Source organism: Bacillus cereus group sp. BfR-BA-01453, from assembly GCF_022662915.1.
GTDB classification, from domain to species: Bacteria; Bacillota; Bacilli; order Bacillales; family Bacillaceae_G; genus Bacillus_A; species Bacillus_A paranthracis.
The window spans coordinates 66,384-82,944 of the sequence record NZ_JAKUEN010000004.1; the positions used below are offsets into that span (position 1 = coordinate 66,384).

Sequence of the window (16,561 nt, forward strand, 5' to 3'; positions counted from 1 at the left end):
CTGTACAAAAGGAGATTTTATGAGAGGGATATCGTCAGGTTTTTAGAAAATTCCCAGGTTAAGAGTATGCAAATTTTTATGTGGATTTTCAGCTAATTCAGTAACAAACGAGAATTTTAAAACTGAGCTAGGATAGGAATGTATAAAAAATACATGGATCCATGTAAAAAAAGAAGGTTCTCTTGTGAGAATATGTTTTCCTCTTTTCATTGATGCCGATAATGAGACGTTTTGATAACCTCACATGAATACTCCATTCATGTGAGGTTATCAAAATTGTTTTTGCTGATGGTATAATCAAAATCATGGAGGGATATTATGTTGATTTTTTATGTAATACCATTGTTTCTTATATCCGGTATTTCAATATTTTTATTTTTCTTATCTGTTTCACCCAAAATTAAGGCTAAAAATTTATCATTGATAATAATCTGTTTAGCGATAAATGTACTTACAATTCCAATTTCTTGTTTGGTAGGTTCGTTTGTTTCTTATAAACATGAGGCGTCAACAGAATTTATATATAATAATCCACTTTATTTTTGGAAAGGATTTTTCTTTATTCAAATAATACCGTTTTTCGTGCTATTTGTGGCTTTGATATGGTGGTTTATCCGTAAGGGTAAAGAAAAAATCGAAACATAGAATTTTAAAATAACTTCCGCTTTCGAAAACTATATAAATAAGCTGTTCACTGGAATCTCATAGAAAACTATGGTGAGATGCAATGTTTGATTTTGAAGTACTTCAAAATCTTAGCTAGATGGCCATGTATCGGTACCCCACAATAAAAAGGCAGGGACATATCAAATATGTCCCTGCCTTTGATTTTAGAGACATGTTTCCTAACAGTTGATTTTGTTAACGAAAGTCGACTTTAAATCCATATTTTGTGTGAAATAAAAGCATATAATAAAAGTATGAGGTGATGATGTGAAGGAGATAAACATTCATAAAGTAATTGCGGATAAGAGAAAAGAAAAGGGAATTACACAGGAAGAGTTAGCGGCGTATATCGGTATTACGAAGGCGTCTGTTTCCAAATGGGAGACGGGGCAGAGTTATCCGGATATTACATTTTTACCACTGCTAGCATCGTACTTTAACCTAAGTATAGATGAACTAATCAGTTATAAACCGCAAATGGAACAGGAAGATATTAAAAATTTATATCATAGACTAGCGGAAGCTTTTAGTGAAAAACCATTTGATGAAGTAATGATGGAGTGCAGGAAAATCATAAAAAAATATTATTCTTGTTTTCCATTATTAATTCAAATAGGAATACTTTTTATTAATCATCACATGTTAACGGAGGACACGGATAAAAGAATTGAAATGTTAGAAGAAGCAATGTATCTCTTTAGCAGGGTTCAGGAAGAAAGTGATGATGTTTCTCTTGTGAAAGAGGCGGTATCGTTTCAAGCAACTTGCTATCTTATACTCAATAAACCGAATGAAGCATTGCAATTGCTTGGTGAAACGATACGTCCTAACGTTCCAGAGGAAGATTTAATCGCACAGGCGTATCAAATGCTTGGAAATACTAAAAAGGCGAATGAAATAATGCAAATTAGCATGTATCAACATTTAATACAACTCGTTGCGACAATACCGAATTATGTAGTAGTAAATGCCTCAAGCGTTGAAAAAGTAGAGGTGATTTTGAATAGAGCTTTTATGTTAATAGATATATATGAAATAGAAACATTACATCCTAATATGACTTTAAAAGTATACTATGCTGCTGCGCAAGTATATTGTATGCAAGGGAATTTTGAAAAGGCGTTAGAAATGTTACGTAAATATGTAACGGTTTGTGCGGCAAGCTTCACAGTAAATAGTCTGCATTTACACGGTGATTCCTATTTTGATGCGATTGATGGATGGTTTGCAGAGTTTCCACTCGGCGCTAAAACAGTTAGAAATGAAGAGATTATAAAGCGAAGTATGTTACAAAGTATTGCAGAGAATCCAGTTTTTGCTCCAATGAAAGATGTAAGAGAGTATAAAAATATAATAACGAGTTTGAAATTTAAATTGGATATAAAAGAATAGGGGGACAAAATGATGACTTTTGATGAATATGAAGTAGCGATCAATAGTGAGTTTACTTTGCAAGGTACACTCACTAAACCGAAAGCTGACGGGAAGTATGCGGCTATTGTCATTATCGCGGGATCTGGAGAGATTGATCGTGATGGAACGATCGTACCACTAAAGCTTGAGGCGAACATATATAAAGATTTAGCGCATGTAATGGCGAGACTTGGGGTAGTGACGCTCCGCTTTGATAAACGCGGAGTAGGAAAGAGTGACGGAGAATTTCTGAAGACTGGAATGTGGGATTTAGTTAGTGATATAGAGTTTACGATTACGTATTTAAAAGAACAACCATTTGTTAATCCGGAAAATATCATTTTAGCTGGTCATAGTGAAGGCTGTATGTTAGCAACTGTAGTAAATGCAAGAACACCAGTTAATGGACTCATCCTTCTTACAGGAGCTGCGGAATCGTTAGAAGAAGCTACGAAAAGACAAAGAGAGATTGCTTATAAAGAATTAAAAGAACAAAAAGGAATAAAGGGAAAACTAATGCGCCTTCTCAATGTGGAGAAACGTGGAGAAAAGCAGATGGAAAAAATAAAAGAGAAAATGATGAATACAGAAAAAGATACGATTAAAGTTGGTTTTAAACCGATGAATGCAAAATGGTTTAGAGAGCATTTTCAGCATGACATTTATAAAGACTTACAACAAGTAACATGTCCAGTGCTAGCTATCGCTGGTGATAAAGATATTCAGGCTGACCCTGAAAGAGCTAAGCGGATCAGTGATTATGTGAAAGGTGATTCTGAAGTATATGTAATAAAAAATATGGATCATAGTTTGAAAGTTTTTGAAGGTGAGTTTAAAGCATTAGATTTTAAAAAGAATTATGAAGAAGGAGCAAGAAAGCCACTTCATCCAGAGCTGGAAGAAATAATTATAAATTGGATGGCATCATATTTTATCCCAGGTAGTAGGACTCTTACATCAAAATTAGGTGAATATGAGGAAGATGGAAGGGAGAGTAACTGCCTATAAAAGACGGACTGGTGTGGGGGGAATGGTAGGTGTAAGTACTTCTGTAGTTTCAAACATATTCCCCTGATTGTAGGTTCTATAAATACCCTATAAATAATCCAGGCTATTTAATATTAGGAGGAAGCCAACTATACACATAATCCATGACAGAGCTGATCCTGTACTATTAGCGATTTTCACTCGAATTCTCTCGAGAGGTTTTTGCATCCATCGACCAAACAGGAGATAGAAGAGAAACAGCAAGAGAGAGGGCAATACCATGATCAAGTTGTATCCAGCTAAAATAGAAGACCATTCTACCCATGATAGATTAGACGTAGTCAGTATACCAATTGCCGCAAAATAAGGAAATGCAGTACCCGCTTCAATTAATGTAGTAGTGAATCCTAGTGCAATCATTGAAAAAATACTTTTTGTTTTTGGTGAAGGGATCTCTGAATTTTTCTTAGGTGGAATATAGAAGCTTGCAATGAATAATATGACACCAATAATGAAGAACGACCAGCTTACGATTCGGTTTTGAAATAAGCTAGAAATAAACTTAAACAAAAAATCTAATCCTAACATGAGTGAAACGCCAACAGCAAAATAAAATCCTGCTACCGTCAATAAATAAACGAATAAACGTTTCGTGAGACGCTCTTTATCTGTTAAAAGTAGATATATTGTTACTCCTATTGTAGTAGGGCTTAGCGTGTCTAATATAGCTAATCCGCCTATTAGGAGAAGTTGCTCTGTACCCATTGTGCTTTCCCCCTTATTCCGGCTCAGGATTATTTTTTTTAGTCATAAAAATGGCATATGCCTCGTTCATAAACTGAAGCACATCTTGATCGATTGGATATAAACTAAGTTTCTCTGATTGTTCGGGAGCCATCCTTATCTCCCAAAGCTTATTTAGAAATTCATCCTCACCTTCAAATTCTTCTAAGCGTTTTTCCTCCATTCGTCTTATGATATTTTGAACTTTCGTTGCTTTTGGGCCATCCTTCATATAACGCTTTAACTGGCCGATGAGAGCAATCCATTCGAGTGAATCAGAACAGTCACTTGCCATTTTAGGAACCTTTTCCAATAGTTTTATTTCTTTTTCTTTAAATACAGATTCGCGATAATACTGTTGTATTTCTTTATCTTTGCTGGATAATTGCATGATTTTTTGAATCGCGATCCAGCTTTCTTCTCCCTCTAACGCAATTCCATTTATCATTTCTCGTAAGGATAATTCTATTTTCTTTAAATTTTTCTGCTCATTTATTACATAAGATAATTGGCTCTTTAAACTATCCGACCAATCCCACTCATTGAAGTCGAGCATATGTTTAATCTCTTGTAACGGAAATCCAACCTTTTTTAAAAATTGAACTTGCTGAAGTTTTTTTATTTCTTCATTTGTATATAAACGATGGCCACCCTCTGTTTTGGATGCTGGTTTTAATAATCCGATTTTATCGTAATAACGCAGTGTTCTTACTGTAACGCCTGTCAGTTCTGCAACTTTATTAATGTGTATCAACTGATAAACCTACCTTTCTGTACGTTAAGATTTTATCTTTAACGATTATTTTCTTATTTCGCATCTAACCTTCTTTACTAAGAAGATTTTTAAGTAAGTAGCCTGCTCCTAATCCAATTAGTGCACCAGGAAATCCATGATCCAGTAGCAGTCCAATACCTGCACCTATAATGACACATCCATAAATAATAATATCGCCCTGTTTCATATGAAAACCTCCTATTTTTCTAATTTCTTTTATGAAATTGCTAAATAGTAGCTACTTAACAGTATATAAAATGACCCAACGTCAACTTCAAGTGTTTTTGATTATTATTAATACATTTATATAAACCTTTAAAGCGCCCTCTAACGGAAGATTTAATTTCAAAATATTTTGCGGGCTTATCGTTCCAAAATATTTATACTAAAATATATAATACGGGGGTGTGGTTAATGGGTAGAAAGATTAGTTTTAATAAAGTTATGTATTTATTTTGGGAGAAAGGTCATAAGCTGAGCTACTCTCTACGATAGTTTTTGAGGTAAGGATGCACTATTTAAACTAGCTGTGGAACATTATAAAAACTTTGGTGCCTTAGCATACAAAATTCACGTATTGTTCTTGCTATCCTGAGGTGAAATTGGAGGGAATGTCTTTTGAGAAGCATGCCTGTAAAGTTATTTTTTAAATCAATCCTATTTTTTTTCTTATGCGGTATTGTTGTTTATTCTATATTTCAGATTATGTTTGTCTGGAGTGCTTCGACAGGATTAGGAAGGGATGATATAGTCGGATTTTCTGATAATAAGTATGTAATTGGTCGTCCACCTGTTAGCTATAATTTATATAAAAAAGATAGTGGGGAAACTATATTAGATAATGTTATTGGTTATAAAAAAGGAAAAACGAAAAGCTATGTTCGGAATGAAATCGAATTTGTAGTGATAAATGAGATAAAGGGTAGCTATGAATTGTATAAAATAGAAAAGGCTTCAGAAAAGGATATAGAACGGCTGAAAGAAATGCAGAAATTAGAATAAAAGGGGCTATTTGAAGGATAAAAATGCTATTGGGTTGAAATAAAATTTAATAAAATACTAACTTCAGAATTTTTCATTTTTAACAAACTTAATTGGAATTTTACAAATGCACACATATTATTGTTAAATCTAAAAAATGGTTTAGACTGATAACTGAGTTTTATTTCATGAAAAAAGTCAGCATAAAAATAAAGCATTAGGAGTTCAGTCCCATGTCTATCAAACTAATTAAAGTTTCTTTTTCAGGGATAGAAAGGAAATGAAATCATGGAAAAATCAATAAATAGTGAATTGATTGGAATGTTTATCTTTAATGAAACTTTACATACATATGAACAAAACGAAGGAAAAGTACATTGGGAATTGGATGTTAGAAATGAGCGTGTACAAGTACATGAAATGCTGAAAAGAGCAGAAAAGCTTTATGTATGTTTAGAGGAATTTGATAAAAAAGCTAAGCTTGCTATAGCGGAAGAATTAATAGAGTATAAAAATGATTTTTGGCCTGAATATGATGAGAATGATGAACATTTAGATTGGGATGCTGTAGATGCAGGAGAATATGATATGACGAAAGAAACATTTGAGCAATCTATTACTCTTATGGACATTGTAATGAGAGAAAATGATATATATTGTGAATACAATGATGGAGATGTATTTGGTGGCCATAGAATCCATGCTTCTTTTGACAATGAGTACAATTTATTAGCTGCAGAGATTTAGCTTTGAGAGATGCAAGTGAAAAGGATTGATTACTATAATCAATCCTTTTTTTCATTATTATAAGATAACGGTGAAATAATAGGGAGAAAGTTTCATAGTTTTAATACGGTCCCCACTCAATATTCACGCCAACAATAAGAAAAATAAGTCCAATAATAAACCAAATGAATGCAAGTGGAGCCATAAATCGAATCCATTTTCCATAAGAAATACCGCTCGCTGCGAGAACGCCCATTAAAACACCGGAAGTTGGATTGAGGCAGTTCACTACACCTTCGCCGAGCATAACAGCTTGTACTGTAACTTGGCGTGTAATGTGCATGAAATCAGCTAACGGAGCTAATATCGGAATAAAAATAACAGATTCACCTGTACCGGATGAAATAAGGAAATGTAATGCGGCACTACTTACATACATACCGATTACGCCAAATACCGGGCTTTGTCCTTCGAGAGACTGTGCGAGTTGGTTAACGATTGTATCAAGTAATTTTCCTTGTTCTAAAATGACTGAAATACAACGAGCCATTCCGACGATCAAAGCACCGTATATGAGATTTTGGCAGCCTGCTAGAAAAGTAGAAGCGATATCGTTTGCTTTCATACCACCTATTATTCCAGCTGTAATTGCGATGAAAATAAAAGTAGCAGTCATTTCTGCGTCTGTCCAATGTAGACGAAAAGCGCCGATTAAAAATGCAATTAATGATAAAGCTGAAACGAGTAAAATTAATTTATGACGTATTGTCCAAGGAACTTCTGTTTTCTGCGCTTCTTTTTCACTTGAAAGAGCATTACTTGGAAACCAGTTATCTCCGAGTATGCTTCCTTTATTCGAATTTTTTAAGCGTTTTACGTACCAATTAATATATAGAATGGTAGCAAGTAAAAAAGAGATATAAATTGCTGTGCGTAAACCAATTCCTGAAAACATTGGGAGTTCCGCGATTTTTTGTGAAATGCCTAAAGGTGAAGGAGATAATATAGTAGCATTAAAACCAGCATAAGTACCTAAATAAATAATGGCTACGCCGACGATAGCGTCCCATTTTAATGTGCGGGCAACGATGATGCCGATAGGGATAAAGCCGATAACTGAGTTAACGATAATGCCAGTCGTTCCGAGAATGGAAAAGAGTGCGGCGACAATACATATGAAAAGTAATTGCTGATTACGAAATTTGTTAATAACATGATAGATTAAACCGTCAAGAGCACCTGTTTTTTCAAGAATAGCAATAGCGCCACCCGTAAATAAAATTAAGAAGATGATCGGAGCAGCAAGTGTCATTCCTTTTTCAATAGCGGTAAAAAAAGAAACAAATCCTACTGGCGATTGTGGAACAGAATGATAACTTCCTGGTATTGTCGTTGTGACAGTCCCGTTTGTAACTCTTTTAAATTCTCCAGCAGGAACGAAATAAGTAGCTATTGCACATAGTAAAGCAATAAAAAATAGTAGTACATACGCATCAGGCATTTTAAACTTTCGTTTACTAGGTTGTTTTTTTACTTCAGTTTGTAATTGCATAAAACCCCTCCTTTTTCACTTAATTAATTTTTAATATTCTGAAATTTATCTGTGAAATAGATTATAATAAAGGTGGCTTCGTAAGGCAATAGTTTTTCTGTCCTTTTCCCGCACATACAAATTCTTGCAACATTAGACAGGGAAACGAAAATAATCCAAGAATATGTTAAATAGAAAGAATAAGGAAAAGAGGGGGAAAAATGTGGAAAACTACGGATTTATGTGATGAGTTTGAAAAAGAATTGCAAATATGTCGCCAGTCTTTTCGATCTTTTGGGAAGAAAGAACAATTTCACGGGAAAATTGCAACGGTGAAAGTGAAGGATGATAATGTACTAGTGAAAGAAGGATTGCAAACACTACCAGAAGGAACGGTATTAGTTGTTGATGGCGGTGCGTCTACGAATTGTGCGTTACTTGGTGATAATTTGGCAGCTATTGCGGAGAAAAGAAAGCTGGCAGGGATTATTGTAAATGGATATGTTCGTGATTCTAGTGAACTAAAGAATATTAATATTGGTATTTTAGCGTTAGGAACGATGCCAAATAGAAGTGTAAAAGAAGGGAAAGGCGAGAAGAATATTTCATTGCAATTTGGACAAGTAGAATGGAAGCCGAATGAATATGTATATGCGGATGAAGATGGCGTCATTATTAGTGAAAAGAGTTTGCATCGTTAAAGGTTAGTAAGTTACTATTCTTAGAAAATAAATCCGATAAAGCATGGACAAAATTCTTTGTCAATAGTAAAATAATACAGAAATTTAAAATTAACAGAATGTATAGGTTTATCGTTTTACGATAACTTAAATGGAAGTAAGTTGTGCCTAGAAAAGTGAATGTTATCACAATGATACGTTCATGAACAAAATTATTTTTCCTATACAAATATAGCCGCGAATGATGCGGGTCGGAGGTGTTGCACAGTTTGTTCGACACTTACAAAAAAAGAGTGTCAATTGCACGCCCTTGAAGGGCCTTTTTTTGTGTGAATAGTAGTAAGGGAGGAAATTTTGGGATGGCAATGTTAAAAAAATGGCTGCTTACGTCGTTAATGGCAGTTACACTTGTATTTGTTTCTTTTGCGAATACAGTACATATTACGTTTGCTGAAGGAAATACAGCAAAACTTGCAATTATTGGTGAATCACAAAAGGGCATTATGTTATGTCCGAAAGAAGAGCAAATTAAAGATGGGGAAACAGCTTTAAGCTTGCTGCAAAAAGTCATGGGGGACAAAGTAGAAGCTGAAACGATGTCGTTTGGAACGTATGTAAAAGGCATTGACGGCTTAATGGCTGGGGCTACAAGCGGCTGGCTATATGATGTAAATGATCAATCTGCAGAAGTTGGAGCGGATAGTTATAAATTAAAATCTGGAGATGTTGTTGTTTTCCGATTTGTTTCAGATTGGAACAATATGAGTCAAGAAACATTACAACAAACATTAGATAAATTTGGTACTTGTAAAACTGTAGAAGAACCAAAAACAGATGATCCAAAACAAGAAAAACCAGAAGAACCAAAGACGGATGATCCAAAACAAGAAAAACCAGAAGAACCAAAAACGGATGATCCAAAACAAGAAAAGCCAGAAGAACCAAAAACGGATGATCCAAAACAAGAAAAACCAGAACAACCAAAGCAAGAAAACATTCAAGTTCCAGCAGCACAAGTAAATGACGCGATCTCTAAGACATCTGAAAAGATGTTACAAGATGGAATTGAAAGTGATTGGGTAGCGTTAGGTCTTTCTCGTTCTGGAAAGGATATACCAATCGAAGCGAAATTAAATTATGTTAAGGCTGTAACTGAAAAGGTAGAAAAGCGCGTTAATCGTTTTTCAGCGACAGATTTAGCTAGAACGATTATTATGATGAATGCCATGAATGCAGACCCAACAAAGGTAGGCGAACATAATTTAGTTCAAAAATTGTACGAATCAGATAAAGTGAATTCTGTTACAGGTTATACATTTGCTTTACTTGCATTTGATACGAAGAAATATGAAGTGCCAGTGAATTCAAAATGGAATCGAGTTGCTTTAGTAGATGCACTTTTAAACGCACAACATACAGATGGCGGCTGGACTTATGATAGTGCAAGCAGTAAAGACAGTGCGAGTAGCGTTGATGTAACAGGTATGGTTTTATCAGCATTAGCTCCTTATCAAGACCGTGAAGATGTGAAACCAGCTATACAAAAAGCTGTTGCGTATTTATATAATGAACAGCTGCAAAATGGTGGTTTTTCAGCGGATGGACAAGAAAATTCAAATAGTACTGCGCAAGCAATTATTGGATTATCGCTTGTTAAAGATGTAGATCAAAATCGTCTTCATAAGGCAATGCAAAACCTATTATCATATCAACTTCCAAATGGTGAATTTAAATGGTTACCAGGCGATCAAAACGGTAGCGGAATGGCTACAGAGCAAGCATTATTAGCTTTACTTCAGTTTAAAGATCTTGGGAAATCGATTTATGACTGGTCAAATGTATCTGTTCCTGAAATCGATACGAAACCAAATGTGGATTCAGAAAATGTTGTAGTAGAAAAAGAAGTTACTGAACAACCACAAGAGCAAAAAGAACAAAAACAAGTACAACAAGAAACGAAAGATGACACTTTAAAAGTTGTTGTTGATAACGAACCGGTTAAAAGCAAAAAGTCAGGAAACGGTAGCACGTTACCAAAAACAGGAGCATCTTCTCATAGTGCAGCGACAGAAGTAGGTATGGGTGTATTATGTATTGCTTCTGCATATGTATTATGGAGACGTAAAGCAGCTTAACAAAAATTAGGAGCAATCATTTGCTCCTAATTTTTAATATGAAAGGTGAGAGACAACATGAGTAAGGTGAAATGGTTTATTTCTTTACTGCTTTCACTTGGGCTACTTGCCGGATGTGAAGAGGCAGCTGTAAAGCCTGAGAAGAAAGTAGAACCAAAGCAAGAAGAGGTAGCAAAACAAGAAGAGAAAAAAGATGAAGCGAAACCGGAAGAAAAACCGGAAGAAAAACAAGCTGAACAAGAGCAAAATAAGCAAGAAGAGCAAAAAGAGAAACAAGAACAAAAAGTAGAAGAGAAGCCGAAAGAAGAAAAGCCACAGGCACAACCGGAAGTAAAGAAAGAAGAGAAACCTGAGGAACAGCCTGCTGTTAATAAACAACCAGAACAACAAAAAGCACAAGAAGAAAAACCACAACAGCAGCAACAACCGAAAGCACCAGAAGTAAAAGAAGAAGCTAAGGTTGTGAATCAGCCGAAAGAAACACCGAAGCAGGAGCAAAAGAAAAATCCAGAAGAGAACAATAGTGTACCAACTCCGCCAACACCGGTACCACCACCAAAGCCAGTACCACCAGTACCACCAGAACCTAAAGCAAAACAAGTCACTATCTCAGTAAAAGGTAATGAAGGATACTTATTAGCTGCGAAAAAGGTTGATGTACAAGAAGGTGATACTGTTTATAAAGTATTGCAGCGTACAGGATTAGATGTGGATGCGAGTGGATCTAAAGGTGATATTTACGTAAAAGGTATTAATGATTTATATGAAAAAGATATTACAGATACTAGTGGATGGAAATATCGTGTGAACGGTGCGTTTCCAAACCATAGTGCAGGTGTAGTTACAGTGAAGCCAGGAGATACAATTGAGTGGGTGTATGTATTAAAATAAGAAAGGTATTCGGTAAAGGACTATGAAAATAAGTTTTTCTTCTTTACATCCTTTTGTGAATTTTTTCTATTATATCGGGGTGATGATACTATGTATGATGTGTCTTCATCCTCTTTTTTTAATTGGAGCAATACTATTAATTGTTATAATCAATGTGATGCAAGGGAATAGCGAAAAGATAAGAAAGATGTTACCGAGCACAATCGTTTTCTTTTTGATGGTCATTTTATTTAATTCGTTATTAACGCATAGAGGTCGAACTACATTATTTTGGTTAGGTGATAGCCGTATTAAGCTTGAGGCGATCATGTTTGGAGTAGTAATGGGGTTATTACTAGTTGCGATTATGTTTACGTTTGCTTCGTATAATGATATTATTTCAAGTCATAAATTTTTATATTTGTTTTCTAGAATTTCACCGAAAGTAGCATTGTTAACGATGATTACGGTGAGGTTTGTTCCTTTGTTTATGAGGCGATTACAGAAAATAACACTCGTCCAAAAGACAAAAGGTGTACAAGTAGATGCAGGTTCCATAGTGGAACGGGTTAAAAATGGTATGCAATTGTTGCAAGTACTATTAATTTGTTCGTTAGAAGATGCACTGCAAACAGCAGATTCTATGCAAGCGCGTGGATTTGGTGTAACGAAGCGTACGACATATATTCGGTATAGAATGGAAAAACGCGATTGGTACACTCTCAGTTATTTAAGTATTCTATTTATAGTTGCTATTATATGTAGTACGTATGGCGGAGGAAAGTTAATCATTTATCCGAGAGTTGAATCTATATTATTTCAGCAATACGATGGAATGATGTTCGGCGTATTTACGATGTTTATTAGTTTACCAATCATAATGGAAGGAAGGGAATGGTTATGGTGGCGCATGCAGAAATAAACAATTTATCATTTGTATATGCTGATGAAAACGAATATGCGTTACAGCATATTTCTCTTTCTATTCAAAAAGGAGAGTTTATTGTACTTGCCGGCGGATCAGGGTCCGGGAAGACGACTTTATTAAAACATTTTAAAAAGGAATTACTTCCAATTGGTAAGCGTACTGGGGATACATATTATGATGGTACTTTATTAGAAAATGTACCGGATTTGTTATCTGCCCAAGAAATTGGAATGGTATTTCAAAATCCAGAAAATCAGCTCGTAATGGATACGGTCATTCAAGAATTAGCATTTTCTTTAGAAAATATCGGGTTACCATCACATATTATTCAAAAACGAATAGCAGAGCTTATTAGCTTCTTAGGATTTCAAGATTTATTGCACCAATCTGTTCATACGTTATCTGGTGGACAAAAGCAACTTGTCAATTTAGCTGCGGTATTAGTTATGCAGCCAAAGTTATTATTATTAGATGAACCGACAGCACAATTAGATCCAATTGCTGCGAAAGAGTTTTTAGGATTGTTAAAACGTATTAACGAAGAACTTGGAATTACGATCGTTTTAAGTGAACATCGCTTAGATGAAGTGATACCACTTGCAACGCGCGTTATTTGTATGAGTAACGGCCAAATCGTGTATGACGGTAGTCCGAAAACGGTTGTAGCAAATATGTGGGAAGTAGAAAAGTTCCGTCCATTTATTCCGCAAATTCCAAGATTGTTTTTAGAGTGGAATGCGAAAGATATTCCGTTTACAGTGCGAGAAGCACAAATGAAAATGAATGATTTTTCAGCGATATCATATGTAAATGAGCCAATAGTACAAAGTGAAAAGCAAGAAGTCATTTTAAGTGCCGAGCATATTTCGTTCCAATATGAAAAGAATAGTCCGCTCATTTTACGAGATTTAACAGTATCGATTGAAAAAGGAAAATGGGTAGCTCTCGTTGGAAAAAATGGTACAGGGAAGTCTACACTGTTAACGATTTTAGCAGGGTTACAAAAAGTGAGAAGAGGGAAAGTAAAGTGGAATGGGAAAGTGATACATAAAATTGATTCGAAAGAACGATTTAAAAGTATTGGGTATGTATCACAGCATCCGTATTATCATTTTACATTTGATACAGTGTGGGGCGAGGTGTATGAACGAGCACGTGAATTATATGGAGAACAAGGAAAAGAAATAGCAGAACATCAGCTTAAAAAGTTTTGGCTATATGCACTTAAAGAACGCCATCCACATGATTGTAGCGGGGGAGAGCAACAACTACTTGCATTATGTACAACGTTATTATCAAAGCCGGCGTTATTATTACTAGATGAACCGACAAAGGGACTAGATCCGTGGAAGAAAGAAAGAGTAGGAGAGCTATTTAGAAAACTGCAAAAAGAAGGTACAACAATTGTAATGGCAACGCATGATATTGAGTTTGCAGCGAAATACGTTGATCAATGTATGATGTTATTTGACGGAGCAGTTATTATGAATGATGCACCGAAAGAATTTTTTAGTGGCAACTTCTTTTATACAACATCTATCAATCGATTCATTCGAAAACAATTGCCATATGCATTAACGTGGGAGGATGTGTACGAAGCGTGTCCAAACGATATGTTGCATTCATAATATGTATTTTTGCAGTAATAATAGGCACATTACTCTTTACTACACTTATCATGGATGGGTATTACATGTTAAGTAGTTTGTTTTTATTAGTCGTTATTATGTTACCGTTCTATATCCGCTTTGAAAGAAAGGCATTTGTTTCACGTGAAATTGTTCTCGTTGCTGTGTTAGCGGCAATTGCAGCAGTAAGCAGAGTACCATTTTCTATTTTACCAAGTGTACAACCAACTTCTTTTGTTATTATCGTTTCTGCAATCGTGTTCGGAAGTGAAACTGGATTTATGATCGGGGCAACAGCGGCGATTGTGTCTAATATCTTTTTAGGGCAAGGTCCGTGGACGCCGTGGCAAATGTTTTCATGGGGTATGATTGGTTTTATAGCTGGATTATTACGTAATACGTTTTTAATGAAAAAGCTATGGGGAAGACTACTATACGGATTGTTTGTTGGATTTTTATTTGGCTGGATTATGAATTTCTGGGGACTTCTCGGTTTTATACGAGAGGCAACGTGGGAAACAGTCATTTCGTATTATATCGCAAGTTTTTATTTCGATTTGAGCCATGCCATTTCGAATGTTGTTTTCTTACTATTATTTAGTACGTCTTGGATTACGATTCTTACAAGATTTAAAAAGAAATATGGCATATTAGATGAGCATAACATGGTATAGAAAAGCATACTCATATAAGGTAGGGTCGCGACTTACATATTCGTTTGCCTCTTTCATGCTTCTTACATATTGTAAGGAGCATTTTTTATTGTCAAAAAATAGTCCAATATATATCCGTTACTATATAAAATTATTTGTATAATAGTAGGTGAGAATTATTTTCAAAAGGGAGGTGTATAGTTAATGAAGTTAGTTATTCCGAAGCAACATGGTGCATGGGCGATGCTTGTTATACCATTTCTATTAAGTGTCATACTTGGGAAACCTACTATGTATCATATTCCATTGTTTTTAGCTTGGTTCTTTATCTATTTAGCTACGTATCCATTTCTTATGTACATAAAACAAAAACGGAAAAAAGAGTATTTACATGCTTCAATTGTATATTTTATTATTGCGTTCATATTTGGGATGATTTCTCTATTATATGAATGGCGCATTCTTTTATTCGTAATAGTCATGATTCCACTCTTTATAGTAAATATGTATTACGCTCGTCAAAAAAATGAAAGAGCATTATTAAATGACGTTAGTGCAATTATTGTTTTCTGTATAGGTGGTTTAGTTAGTTATTATTTTTCAATGAAACTGATAGATAAAACAGCATTATTTATTGCGCTTATTTCATTTTTATATTTTTTAGGAAGTACGTTTTATGTGAAAACGATGATACGTGAGAAAAATAATCCGAAGTATCGTTATATATCTTGGGGTTATCATATCATGTTAACGGTCATCGTATTTGCTATTAATCCGTGGTGCTCCCTTATTTTTATACCAAGTGTCATTCGAGCCATTATATTGTATGGCAAAAAAATTTCTATTATAAAAGTAGGGATTTTAGAAATTGTGAATTCTGTATATTTTTTAATCATAACGGCAATAATTATGAAGTATGCCATTTGAAAAAGCTTCCCACCTTATGATGGGAAGTTTTTTCAATCTTGTTCTAAAATGTGAACGGTGTAGTCACAGCGTTGAATAGCTTGTTCGATTGCATAAAGAGATTGTTCAATACGAGCGCGATTAAAATCTTTTTCAACAGTCTGTAGTGCTGCTTCTAAACATTGTTTTGCTTCTTGTAATGATTGAAAAGAGTCTTGGACATATCCGCGGGCATTTTCGTGCATTTCATAATCCTCCTTGCATATTCATATATGTATAGTATGAACAGTAAAGAAGAAAATATAATTTGTTATATTTGTTTGACAATTGAAATGAAATTACGTATAGTAAGAATTAAGTGAATATTTTCTTATCCAGAGAGGTGGAGGGACTGGCCCGATGAAACCCAGCAACCGCGATGCAGGTGCTAATTCCAGCAGAACAAATTTGTTCTGGGAGATAAGACGAAGATATATACGTAACTTCTTCTTATCGGAGAGGTTTTTTTATTGCAAAAAAACCGATTACGAAAATTTACATTAAGAAGAAAGGGGTTGCGCATTACTGTGACACTCGAAAAATACGTAAAACTGCGTAGTACAGTTTATGAATATATGATAGAGCAAGATAAGCCAATATCATTGTTAGATATTCAAGAACATATCGTTTCGCATCATGAAGGAAAATTCACGAAAAAGATGTTACATCAATTTTATTTATCAAGATTATTAGATGAGTTGAAACTGGATGGGAAAATTACATTAGCTGATGAGTATCTCTATACTGAAAAAGGGGTATTGTATAAGGCGAGAAAAGGGAGCTAAGCTCTCTTTTTTTGAAGTATGTAGAGTAAAAGACTGCTTAAGCAGCCTGATACAGGGAATGGTGTTGAGTGTGTA

General features: G+C 34.8%; 18 protein-coding genes and 1 riboswitch. Of the genes, 13 read left to right on the plus strand and 5 right to left on the minus strand.

Annotated elements, in window-relative coordinates; translation table 11 throughout:
* Positions 1 to 318: 318 nt before the first annotated feature.
* From MR070_RS10525 to MR070_RS10535, 3 genes are all read left to right on the plus strand, one after another.
* Positions 319 to 645: a hypothetical protein gene (locus MR070_RS10525; protein ID WP_098946583.1), complete on the plus strand. Its 327-nt coding sequence runs from the start codon at positions 319 to 321 to the stop codon at positions 643 to 645.
* Between the two features lie 288 nt (positions 646 to 933).
* A complete protein-coding gene (locus MR070_RS10530; RefSeq protein ID WP_242261208.1) occupies positions 934 to 2,058 on the plus strand; it encodes a helix-turn-helix domain-containing protein in 1,125 nt (374 codons plus the stop codon).
* A 12-nt stretch (positions 2,059 to 2,070) separates the two neighbouring features.
* Positions 2,071 to 3,087, plus strand: coding sequence for an alpha/beta hydrolase family protein (locus MR070_RS10535; RefSeq protein ID WP_242261209.1), 1,017 nt, complete (start codon positions 2,071 to 2,073; stop codon positions 3,085 to 3,087).
* Positions 3,088 to 3,174: 87 nt separating this feature from the next.
* On the opposite strand, the gene MR070_RS10540 is transcribed toward MR070_RS10535, so the two are convergent.
* The 3 genes from MR070_RS10540 to MR070_RS10550 form a co-directional block, all read right to left on the minus strand.
* A complete protein-coding gene (locus MR070_RS10540) occupies positions 3,175 to 3,831 on the minus strand; it encodes a GAP family protein (protein WP_000536414.1) in 657 nt (218 codons plus the stop codon).
* A 13-nt stretch (positions 3,832 to 3,844) separates the two neighbouring features.
* Complete coding sequence (locus MR070_RS10545; protein WP_000581356.1) at positions 3,845 to 4,603, minus strand: MerR family transcriptional regulator; 759 nt, start codon at positions 4,601 to 4,603, stop codon at positions 3,845 to 3,847.
* Between the two features lie 64 nt (positions 4,604 to 4,667).
* Positions 4,668 to 4,811, minus strand: coding sequence for a hypothetical protein (locus MR070_RS10550; protein ID WP_000808927.1), 144 nt, complete (start codon positions 4,809 to 4,811; stop codon positions 4,668 to 4,670).
* A 440-nt stretch (positions 4,812 to 5,251) separates the two neighbouring features.
* On the opposite strand from MR070_RS10550, the gene MR070_RS10555 reads away from it, so the two are divergent.
* Both MR070_RS10555 and MR070_RS10560 read left to right on the plus strand, forming a co-directional pair.
* Positions 5,252 to 5,626, plus strand: a complete 375-nt coding sequence (locus tag MR070_RS10555) for a hypothetical protein (RefSeq protein ID WP_012644490.1) — start codon at positions 5,252 to 5,254, stop codon at positions 5,624 to 5,626.
* 267 nt (positions 5,627 to 5,893) lie between these two features.
* Positions 5,894 to 6,352 (plus strand): DUF2262 domain-containing protein, encoded by a 459-nt coding sequence (locus tag MR070_RS10560; RefSeq protein WP_000415699.1) that lies wholly within the window; start codon positions 5,894 to 5,896, stop codon positions 6,350 to 6,352.
* 100 nt (positions 6,353 to 6,452) lie between these two features.
* Here the strand turns inward: MR070_RS10560 and MR070_RS10565 are convergent, their stop codons facing one another.
* Positions 6,453 to 7,883 carry a YfcC family protein gene (locus tag MR070_RS10565; protein ID WP_061184649.1) on the minus strand — a complete coding sequence of 477 codons (1,431 nt, stop codon included), beginning with the start codon at positions 7,881 to 7,883 and terminating at the stop codon, positions 6,453 to 6,455.
* A gap of 200 nt (positions 7,884 to 8,083) precedes the next feature.
* On the opposite strand from MR070_RS10565, the gene rraA reads away from it, so the two are divergent.
* The 7 genes from rraA (at position 8,084) to MR070_RS10600 (ending at position 15,683) form a co-directional block, all read left to right on the plus strand.
* Entirely contained in the window at positions 8,084 to 8,563 is a 480-nt protein-coding gene (rraA, locus tag MR070_RS10570; RefSeq protein WP_044793175.1) for a ribonuclease E activity regulator RraA, read from the plus strand.
* A gap of 338 nt (positions 8,564 to 8,901) precedes the next feature.
* The gene (locus MR070_RS10575; protein WP_242261210.1) at positions 8,902 to 10,677 is read left to right on the plus strand and encodes a DUF4430 domain-containing protein; all 1,776 of its coding nucleotides are present in this window, start codon (positions 8,902 to 8,904) and stop codon (positions 10,675 to 10,677) included.
* A 57-nt stretch (positions 10,678 to 10,734) separates the two neighbouring features.
* On the plus strand, positions 10,735 to 11,568 hold the full coding sequence (locus MR070_RS10580) for a DUF4430 domain-containing protein (RefSeq protein ID WP_000048878.1): 834 nt from the start codon (positions 10,735 to 10,737) through the stop codon (positions 11,566 to 11,568).
* A gap of 22 nt (positions 11,569 to 11,590) precedes the next feature.
* On the plus strand, positions 11,591 to 12,469 hold the full coding sequence (locus MR070_RS10585) for an energy-coupling factor transporter transmembrane component T (RefSeq protein WP_011733105.1): 879 nt from the start codon (positions 11,591 to 11,593) through the stop codon (positions 12,467 to 12,469).
* Positions 12,442 to 14,103: an ABC transporter ATP-binding protein gene (locus tag MR070_RS10590; RefSeq protein ID WP_070806525.1), complete on the plus strand. Its 1,662-nt coding sequence runs from the start codon at positions 12,442 to 12,444 to the stop codon at positions 14,101 to 14,103. Before MR070_RS10585 ends, MR070_RS10590 begins: the two co-directional genes overlap by 28 nt.
* Positions 14,076 to 14,777, plus strand: coding sequence for an ECF transporter S component (locus MR070_RS10595; RefSeq protein WP_000044896.1), 702 nt, complete (start codon positions 14,076 to 14,078; stop codon positions 14,775 to 14,777). Before MR070_RS10590 ends, MR070_RS10595 begins: the two co-directional genes overlap by 28 nt.
* 183 nt (positions 14,778 to 14,960) lie before the next feature.
* The gene (locus MR070_RS10600) at positions 14,961 to 15,683 is read left to right on the plus strand and encodes a YwiC-like family protein (protein WP_070806524.1); all 723 of its coding nucleotides are present in this window, start codon (positions 14,961 to 14,963) and stop codon (positions 15,681 to 15,683) included.
* Positions 15,684 to 15,715: 32 nt separating this feature from the next.
* Here the strand turns inward: MR070_RS10600 and MR070_RS10605 are convergent, their stop codons facing one another.
* The gene (locus MR070_RS10605) at positions 15,716 to 15,907 is read right to left on the minus strand and encodes a hypothetical protein (protein ID WP_000545001.1); all 192 of its coding nucleotides are present in this window, start codon (positions 15,905 to 15,907) and stop codon (positions 15,716 to 15,718) included.
* Positions 15,908 to 16,029: 122 nt separating this feature from the next.
* Positions 16,030 to 16,128, plus strand: a riboswitch (SAM riboswitch).
* Positions 16,129 to 16,228: 100 nt separating this feature from the next.
* Between MR070_RS10605 and MR070_RS10610 the strand changes: the two genes are divergently transcribed.
* Positions 16,229 to 16,486, plus strand: a complete 258-nt coding sequence (locus MR070_RS10610) for a hypothetical protein (protein WP_000171481.1) — start codon at positions 16,229 to 16,231, stop codon at positions 16,484 to 16,486.
* The last annotated feature ends 75 nt before the right edge of the window (positions 16,487 to 16,561 follow it).

Bases quoted from the DNA above. Each gene is read 5' to 3' on its own strand.
- MR070_RS10525 (WP_098946583.1), top strand. From the start codon at position 319: ATGTTGATTTTTTATGTAATACCATTGTTTCTTATATCCGGTATTTCA.
- MR070_RS10565 (WP_061184649.1), bottom strand. From the start codon at position 7,883: ATGCAATTACAAACTGAAGTAAAAAAACAACCTAGTAAACGAAAGTTT.
- MR070_RS10555 (WP_012644490.1), top strand. From the start codon at position 5,252: ATGCCTGTAAAGTTATTTTTTAAATCAATCCTATTTTTTTTCTTATGC.
- MR070_RS10605 (WP_000545001.1), bottom strand. From the start codon at position 15,907: ATGCACGAAAATGCCCGCGGATATGTCCAAGACTCTTTTCAATCATTA.
- MR070_RS10550 (WP_000808927.1), bottom strand. From the start codon at position 4,811: ATGAAACAGGGCGATATTATTATTTATGGATGTGTCATTATAGGTGCA.
- MR070_RS10540 (WP_000536414.1), bottom strand. From the start codon at position 3,831: ATGGGTACAGAGCAACTTCTCCTAATAGGCGGATTAGCTATATTAGAC.
- MR070_RS10575 (WP_242261210.1), top strand. From the start codon at position 8,902: ATGGCAATGTTAAAAAAATGGCTGCTTACGTCGTTAATGGCAGTTACA.
- rraA (WP_044793175.1), top strand. From the start codon at position 8,084: ATGTGGAAAACTACGGATTTATGTGATGAGTTTGAAAAAGAATTGCAA.
- MR070_RS10585 (WP_011733105.1), top strand. From the start codon at position 11,591: ATGAAAATAAGTTTTTCTTCTTTACATCCTTTTGTGAATTTTTTCTAT.
- MR070_RS10600 (WP_070806524.1), top strand. From the start codon at position 14,961: ATGAAGTTAGTTATTCCGAAGCAACATGGTGCATGGGCGATGCTTGTT.
- MR070_RS10535 (WP_242261209.1), top strand. From the start codon at position 2,071: ATGACTTTTGATGAATATGAAGTAGCGATCAATAGTGAGTTTACTTTG.
- MR070_RS10580 (WP_000048878.1), top strand. From the start codon at position 10,735: ATGAGTAAGGTGAAATGGTTTATTTCTTTACTGCTTTCACTTGGGCTA.
- MR070_RS10560 (WP_000415699.1), top strand. From the start codon at position 5,894: ATGGAAAAATCAATAAATAGTGAATTGATTGGAATGTTTATCTTTAAT.
- MR070_RS10590 (WP_070806525.1), top strand. From the start codon at position 12,442: ATGGTTATGGTGGCGCATGCAGAAATAAACAATTTATCATTTGTATAT.